General features: G+C 58.7%; 7 protein-coding genes and 1 tRNA gene. 3 read left to right on the top strand and 5 right to left on the bottom strand.

Translation table 11 applies throughout. The features are described from left to right. Positions 1 to 157: 157 nt before the first annotated feature. From R6W86_RS07310 to R6W86_RS07320, 3 genes are all read right to left on the bottom strand, one after another. On the bottom strand, positions 158 to 2,287 hold the full coding sequence (locus R6W86_RS07310; protein WP_410328715.1) for a recombinase family protein: 2,130 nt from the start codon (positions 2,285 to 2,287) through the stop codon (positions 158 to 160). A gap of 177 nt (positions 2,288 to 2,464) precedes the next feature. Next, positions 2,465 to 3,064, bottom strand: coding sequence for a helix-turn-helix domain-containing protein (locus R6W86_RS07315; RefSeq protein ID WP_410328716.1), 600 nt, complete (start codon positions 3,062 to 3,064; stop codon positions 2,465 to 2,467). Positions 3,065 to 3,229: 165 nt separating this feature from the next. Further along, positions 3,230 to 3,586, bottom strand: coding sequence for a DUF5372 family protein (locus R6W86_RS07320; protein ID WP_410328717.1), 357 nt, complete (start codon positions 3,584 to 3,586; stop codon positions 3,230 to 3,232). Here R6W86_RS07320 and R6W86_RS07325 point away from each other — a divergent pair. The 3 genes from R6W86_RS07325 (at position 3,547) to R6W86_RS07335 (ending at position 5,616) form a co-directional block, all read left to right on the top strand. After that, on the top strand, positions 3,547 to 3,750 hold the full coding sequence (locus tag R6W86_RS07325; RefSeq protein ID WP_410328718.1) for a transposase: 204 nt from the start codon (positions 3,547 to 3,549) through the stop codon (positions 3,748 to 3,750). The genes R6W86_RS07320 and R6W86_RS07325 overlap by 40 nt on opposite strands. A 331-nt stretch (positions 3,751 to 4,081) precedes the next feature. After that, complete coding sequence (locus tag R6W86_RS07330; protein ID WP_410328719.1) at positions 4,082 to 5,074, top strand: 4Fe-4S double cluster binding domain-containing protein; 993 nt, start codon at positions 4,082 to 4,084, stop codon at positions 5,072 to 5,074. Between the two features lie 14 nt (positions 5,075 to 5,088). Beyond that, complete coding sequence (locus R6W86_RS07335; protein WP_410328720.1) at positions 5,089 to 5,616, top strand: hypothetical protein; 528 nt, start codon at positions 5,089 to 5,091, stop codon at positions 5,614 to 5,616. A gap of 389 nt (positions 5,617 to 6,005) precedes the next feature. Here the strand turns inward: R6W86_RS07335 and xerC are convergent, their stop codons facing one another. Together xerC and R6W86_RS07345 are read right to left on the bottom strand one after the other, a co-directional pair. Further along, positions 6,006 to 6,548 carry a tyrosine recombinase XerC gene (gene xerC / locus R6W86_RS07340; RefSeq protein WP_410328721.1) on the bottom strand — a complete coding sequence of 181 codons (543 nt, stop codon included), beginning with the start codon at positions 6,546 to 6,548 and terminating at the stop codon, positions 6,006 to 6,008. A 209-nt stretch (positions 6,549 to 6,757) separates the two neighbouring features. Further along, positions 6,758 to 6,831, bottom strand: a tRNA-Val gene (locus tag R6W86_RS07345). Between the last annotated feature and the right edge of the window lie 235 nt (positions 6,832 to 7,066).

Genomic DNA, 7,066 nt, shown 5'->3' on the forward strand with positions numbered 1-7,066 from the left:
AGCATGGCCGTCCGCTGGCTTTCTACAGCGACAAAAGCGGAATCTTCAAAGTCAATGCCAAAAATGCGCTCTCGGGCTCCGGCATCACCCAGTTCGGGCAGGCGATGAAGACCCTGGACATCGAAATCATCTGTGCCAACAGCCCCCAAGCCAAGGATCATGCTTCATACTGCACCTCTTTCGTACTCTCAAGCACAAACTCGGCGAGTTGCTGACGATCGGCCAATCGTCGCCCCTGGTGCCTAAGTGGCGCATCCGGGCCAGGCGGCTCAAACAGGTAGCAGTTCTTGTCGTTGTAGGCATGCCCGCGAAGCAATCCTGCTTTATGCCACGCCTTCATCGTCTTCCCGCTAACCTGGAGGACTTGAATCATCTCCTCGGCAGTGAGCATGCCCGCTTCCCGCAGTCGCTCGTAACGGCTCTTAAGACCATATGTTCGGCGTATTCTGGCGACGATACGCGCGTGAAAAGCTTCTCCCTTGCCCGAACGTAGCCCCCGCTCATTCAGGATTGTTGCGATCTGCCGGTCGGTATGCCGATCGAGCAATTCATCGATCGCCCCCACCACTTCCGGGGCTGTCTCCCACGTTTGCCAGATCGGGCGAGCGGCCGGGATCGTCAGCGTCTGGGTAGTGCCTCCTCGGAAGCGCACCTGTATGGTGATTGCCTGGGTTTTGATCAAGGTCACGTCTTCCACCAACAGACCCAGCAGGCGCTTGCGATCACGATCCGTTGTATGCGGATCGTTCCATACCCGAGGAAAATCGGTCGTCAAAGCCAGAATCTGTTCCCGTACTTCATCATTGATGAGCAGCCGATCCACCTGGCAATGGCGCTCGTATTCTTGCTGGGTCTCCTGAAGGGTGCGCAACGCCGCATTCCACTCGGCTTCCAGGGTACTGGCCACCAACCGGTTGTTGGGGTCGACGCGCCGGTAACGCTGGCTGGCCAGGTCCGCTTCATACTGGGCCCGGGCCACCTGCTGAGCACGGAGCGCATTGACCTCATCCTGACGCGTCTCGATCTCTTGCTGCACGGCGAGGGTCACTTCCAGATTGAGCGGAGTGAGGGTTTCCGATAGCAGGTGCGCCACGGCGGCATCAATGGCTTGTCCAGGAAGGTGTTGGCAGCGCGGGGTGGCGTGATCCACGCTCTCCCGCTGACAGACATAGTCAGGAGACGGATTGCCCTGGCGCACACGGTACCGCACGGTCATCCGGCGGCCACACACGCCGCAAATGACCCGTCCCTGCAGCAGAGCTGGCCCTTCCCGGGGCGGGCTCTTCCGGCGATCAGCTCCATGTGCCTGAGCGTTTTCCCGCAGGCGCTTGAGGTTGTCCTGGTACTCTTCCCAGGAGATGTAACCGACATGAAGATTGGGGATCAGCACCAGCCACTCGTCCTCAGGCAACAGCTGGGTATGGCAACTCCCATCGGGCCAGGTGCGGGTGCGGCTGCGCCCGAAGAAAAACGCCCCGGCGTAGCGCGGATTGTGCAACACCTGTAAGACGCGTGATAGGCTCAGATCCCCCCAGATCAATTCCCCCTTGCGCGGTCCGCTTCGCTGACGGCGCGGAAACAGCAGGTTCTCTTTCCGGAAATGCGAGACCGTGGCATGCGCGGCGCCGGTTCGGCGAAAGGTCTCGAAGAGGAGTCGGATGGTCTGTTGAACCTGCCGGTCGGGGTCCAGCCGGACATGGCGGGCCTCGTCGTACACCAGGCCCACCGGCAGGGGACTGGCCAATTCGCCCCGGCGTGCTTTGCTGAGTATCCCCCCGCGCAGACGCGCCCGCAGAAAGTGAAGTTCCGCCTCGCTCAAGGTCCCCTTCAAGCCTAACAACATCCGGTCATTGAAGTCGTTGCAGTCATACAATCCATCCTCATCCACAATCAGCGTGTCGGACAGGGCGCACAATTCCAACAGCCGCTGCCAATCCGCCGAGTTGCGCGCCAGTCGCGAGACCTCTAGCCCCAACACCACGCCGGCGTGTCCCAGACTGACCTCCGCCACCAGTTGTTGAAACCCTTCGCGATCCACCGCCGAGGCACCGGAGTGCCCCAGGTCACAATCGATCACGTGCACCCGCTCGACCGGCCACCCGAGCGCCACCGCTCGCTGCTGCAGGGCATATTGGCGTTGGGTGCTCTCCGTGTTCTGTATCACCTGACGCAGCGTCGACTGCCGCACATACAAAAAGGCATCCCGCCGCAAGTGCGAGGCCATCACCTTCAAGCCGCCATGGGGTATGACATGCGACTGGGCATTGATGTTAGTCGGATCGGTCATCTTTCGCCTCCGGCCGGTCACCCAAAACCAGGTTCGCCAGCGCCACAACCAGGTCACCCGCTGGAGGGGCAGCGTCCTGCCGTTCTGGCCTTTGCCCAGCAGTTCGAGCTGGGCTGCCCACCTGGTAGGGTAGCTCTCCCCCCATCCAGGCTGCCAGTCCCCAGCGTTCGATCAACGTCAACTCCGGACTACTGTGCTGGCATCGGTTCCCGGACTCCAATGCCTGGCAGCGCAGAATCTCGTATTGCTCCAGGTATTCCGAGGCGCTCCCGATAGCCGCAGGACGAGGTCTCGCGGGCGTAATATGCGTGTTGATCCCCTTTTTCGGCGTCGGGCCAACGCCCGCTCGATACTGCGCAGGTGGACGGAAAACCCATACCGTTGAGCCACCCGCGGTGGCAGTTCGGCGGTGCGCAATTCGGGCTCGGATTGCAGCGTTTGCACGACAAAGCTCAGCACCTCGTCGGACAGTTTGTGGGCCTGTCGGGGCCCCTTGGGTTGTGGCAGCAACCCGGCTAGCCCTTCGGCCTCGAATCGCTGGCGCAGTTGATACAGCCTCACGCGCGAGAATCCAAAGGCGGCCGCGGTGATCCCGATGGGCTGCCCCTCGTGAATCACCCGACGCACCATCTCGTATTTGACCTGCACCAGATCGCGCGGGTCGAAGAAAGGGTGGGTTTGAAACAGCGGGTCGCAGACCCTTTGGGGATGTGGGTTCAAGCTGGCGTGTTGGCGCAGGCTGTTGCACTTGGGATCGGATTGGGTCAACGTCCGCATCAAGGCCTCCATATCCGGCCCGGCTGGGAAATGTCATGGCCTGAATCGCTAGTCTCATTATGGGGTCCATGGGGCACTTGTCAATGCCCAGACCACAATCTGGCGGCATAATACGCTTAACATAGGCGGCATAATACGCTTTACATGATGGGCGGTGGCTGGGCATCACGACTCCTTGTGCTCATCAGGCAGGTTCTGCTCACAAGACAAAGACGCCAGCAGCCGGGCCAGTTCTAGCAAGTCGGTCACCCGAAAAGCCGACTGTTTAGCTACCAGATGCACATAAGGGTCCGCCGGGGCCAGGTCAGTCCAGGCCAGAGGCAAAGAACATAGGGCGCCGGCCTCGTTTTGATAGTACACACGCTCGTCTCCCCAGTTGTGCCGGCACACGACCAACGCGAAGGTCTGCCCCCTCAAGGGATGAAACGGGTGAGTCACCTGGAAGGTTTTTCCCTCACCGTCCCATTGAGATGTAGTTCGCAGTGTTGTCCAACAACCTGGCGGAGCGGAGCCTGCGACCATTGGTAGTTCTGCGCAAGGTGAGCGGAGGTTCCCGCAGCGATGAGGGGACAAAAACCCGTCTCACATTGGCCAGTCTGTTCGGCACCTGGGCTGCCCGCGATCAGAATCCCGTCCTGGCGTGCTTGACTGCGTTGCGGCACCCACCCGCAACTGCCCCACCATAAACTTCCTTACCCCAAATCTGAACAGTTACCAGGACACACCACTTTGATTGTTAGGAGCTTTATGGTAGACTGATGTCCACCTTGTTCTTCTCGGTTTGTGGTCCAGAGAACGGCGGGCACCTCCCTCTTGTGTGCAAAGGTTCCAGGCACTATCAAGATGATCGTCCACGGGGCAGGGCATCTCCTCAACATGGAGAAACAGAAAGAGTTCAACCAGCTTGTACTGAACTTTCTTGAAAGCCTGGTGCCGAGAGGGTTCATCATCTAAAATCCTACCCCAACTGAAACCAGAACAACCATCCAGTATGGCATGTTGCAAGTGAGGCAAACCTTGGAAACAAACCATGTTCATCCGGATATCTCACCGGCTGAAATCTGGCAGGAACACTCCGCCAAATTGGAAGGGCAGGGCTATCGGAGCCGGCTGGTATCCATTTGTCATGTGCGTGAGCTTCAGGCCGAGCTTGAAGAGCAGCATCAGCTGAGCCGCTTTGACCCGGGCTTCTACCATGAAAGGCTCGCCAATTTTGAATATCGACCCGCAGGGGATTTTCCAGAAGCCCGCTCGCTGATCATTGTTGCCTACCCCCATCCTCAGACGCGTCTCTTTTTCACCTGGCAAGGCAAGCAGGTACCTCTCATCATTCCACCGACCTACCTGCATGGCGGTCAGGAAGATAGGAATATTCGAGACTCCTTAGCTGCGGCCCTTCACCCTTATGGCTACCGGGTATCAGAAGCGTTTTTGCCGATCAAACTGCTGGCTGTTCGGAGTGGGTTGGGGGCGTATGGGAAGAACAATGTCTGCTATGTCGAGGGATTGGGTAGCTTTGTACGGCTGGTGGCGTTTTACTCGGACTTGCCATGCAGCGCCGAACCCTGGCGAGAACTCCAGATGATGGAAGCCTGTCAAACCTGTTCTGCCTGCGCCCGGAAATGCCCCACCGGGGCGATCACAGCGGAGCGTTTTCTTCTCCATGCAGAACGTTGCATCACATATTGGAATGAGAAACCCGGCGATGTGGATTTCCCCGCCTGGCTCGATCCCGCCTGGCATAACTGCTTGGTTGGATGCCTGACCTGCCAACTCATTTGTCCCCAAAACAGAGATTGTCCTCCCGGCAGTCGGGATGGGGCGATCTTTTCTGAAGAAGAAACAGCCTGTCTGCTTCAGAGGATCAGCCTGGACCGGCTTCCCCGTGCATTGGCTGAAAAAATCGTACAGTTCGATCTGGTTGATTACCTGGAGATCCTACCGCGCAACGTGCCGGTTCTTCTGAAGGATACGGGAGTTGATGCTGCCGTTCAAGGACACGTTGTCTGAAAGGAGGTCTATCCATGCGAAAATGGCTCGCCCTGATCCTGGCCGTGATCCTCTTCGCTGCAGTTCATGAGGGCACCCATGCCCTGCTGGCCGCGGCCTACGGTGAGTACGAAACCTTCCATGTCAGGCCCTACGGTCTCGAAGTCACGTATAGAACTCCGGTTGAAGAACGCCAGGGCGTCAAGTGGGGATTGATCGCGGGGGCCAGTAACCTTGTCACGCTACTCCTGGGGTATCTGCTGCTGCCATTCAAATCCCGGTTTGCGCAGCATCCAAGAGCTTTCGTAAGGCAACTGGCTTTCTATTCCACCGCTTTTTTCTTGCTGCTCGACCCCCTCAATCTCTCCATTATTCCTTTCTTTTTTGGGGGTGATACTGGAGGAATTGTGGTCGGCTTCGGCGTTCCTCGATTTGCGGTTCAAGCTGTCAGCTTGGTGGTTTTCCTGCTCAACCGGGAATTGTTGGTGCATAAAGTCTTCCCTGCCTATTCCGTCAAATCATCGCATCCTCTGTTCCGGCCCTGGATCTTGGGAAGACCCTAACCCAGGGATATCCACAGATCATGCAAAGGGATGGTAGATTTGAAAGGAAGACCATCCTGCTACGAAAGTGCTCACCTTTTGCCAGGCCGCCCCGATTGTGGATTGTCACGACCACTCGACCGAATTCGGACCTCGCCGCACTGACCCCATTCAAGCAGTTGTTGGGGAATAGTCACTCAGCGATCTGGCGAACGTCACCTCAAAAGCCAAAGCACACAACCTCCTGAACTCAGAAATACCCTGGGAAGATCGCTGGCCGTTTTTGGAACAGGCGCGGACATCACAGATTCCCGTTGGAGACCGGGCTGGCCACCTCGTGGTGGCCTCCAGGTCAGCCTGCGCAATCGCCAGGTAGCGTTTGATCATCTCCATCGTACTGTGCCCGAGGCTCATCTGCAACGAGTACGGGTGCCGCCGTTGCGCAGATAGTGGATCGCGCAGGTGTGCCGGAACCCGTGGACGTTGGCGCCGGCGATCCCGACCCGCTCACCGACCCGCTGGATCGTATGATAGAGATTGTCCCGGGTGATCCGGCGGTCTTCGCACGTCGTGAAAAGCGGCCGGCCTGGCGCCTTGGTTGAATCATCTCGAGTGCAGAGGTGGCGCCAGATCGCCGTCTGGTCGGGCTTGGGCGGGATGATGTCCCGGTCGATGTTGCCCTCCACGATTCTCTCTCGGTTCGCCCAGCGCCAGAGGGCGAATAGGGCCGGGTGGAAATTGGGCAGCGTCTTGGCCGCGATCCCGTTCTGACTGACCAGGAATGCGCGGATGTCATCGGCCGAGATCTCCTCGAGCTCCTGATCCTTCCCCAGCCAGGCCCCGAACTTGCCGAATGAGTTGCGATAATCTGAGAGGGTCTGCGGACTGAGCTTCCTGGCGTAGGCCGCCAGTTCGTACCCCTCGATCGCCAGAGATAGAGTGATTTTCATCATGCACCTCTGAAACCTTGCGATCACGCGCGCCGTGACCGCTGTACGGATAATGGTCCACTCTGTGCGATTGATGAAAAGTGGGCTTCGTTTTGATCAAAGGGCTGGGCCATCCTTGCGGTCAGCGGTGCCAGGCGTTTTCGCAATTCCCAACGCCGCTCACCGCAAGGCTCCCGATTCCGGCCACCCTTGCGGTCTGAGGTGGCCTTGTGTGGGCGAGAGGGGACTCGAACCCATGACCTCACGGATGTGAACCGTGCGCTCTAACCAACTGAGCTACTCGCCCGACGGCCGGAATTATAACATCGATCGCCCGATGACGCAATGAAAATCCGGCTCTTCGCCCAGCGCTGACTCATTGAGCCTCTGCCGTCCGCATCCTCTGTCACGGCCAATGTTAAAATCCCCTGAACGGCCAAGAGAGAATTCGCCACCTCTGCCCGGTGGCTGCACGTGCGACACAATGGCCTGGGTAGCCACCGCGCCGACCGCCCTCGCCCGACCCCAACCGGCCTGTTGCC

Origin of the sequence: Marinobacter sp. (genome assembly GCF_046484525.1) — a bacterium.
In the GTDB taxonomy this organism is placed as follows: domain Bacteria; phylum Pseudomonadota; class Gammaproteobacteria; order Pseudomonadales; family Oleiphilaceae; genus Marinobacter.

Excerpts from the sequence above, each read along its gene's own strand:
- R6W86_RS07310 (WP_410328715.1), bottom strand. The coding sequence starts at position 2,287 with ATGACCGATCCGACTAACATCAATGCCCAGTCGCATGTCATACCCCAT.
- R6W86_RS07315 (WP_410328716.1), bottom strand. The coding sequence starts at position 3,064 with ATGCGGACGTTGACCCAATCCGATCCCAAGTGCAACAGCCTGCGCCAA.
- R6W86_RS07320 (WP_410328717.1), bottom strand. The coding sequence starts at position 3,586 with ATGGTCGCAGGCTCCGCTCCGCCAGGTTGTTGGACAACACTGCGAACT.
- R6W86_RS07335 (WP_410328720.1), top strand. The coding sequence starts at position 5,089 with ATGCGAAAATGGCTCGCCCTGATCCTGGCCGTGATCCTCTTCGCTGCA.
- xerC (WP_410328721.1), bottom strand. The coding sequence starts at position 6,548 with ATGATGAAAATCACTCTATCTCTGGCGATCGAGGGGTACGAACTGGCG.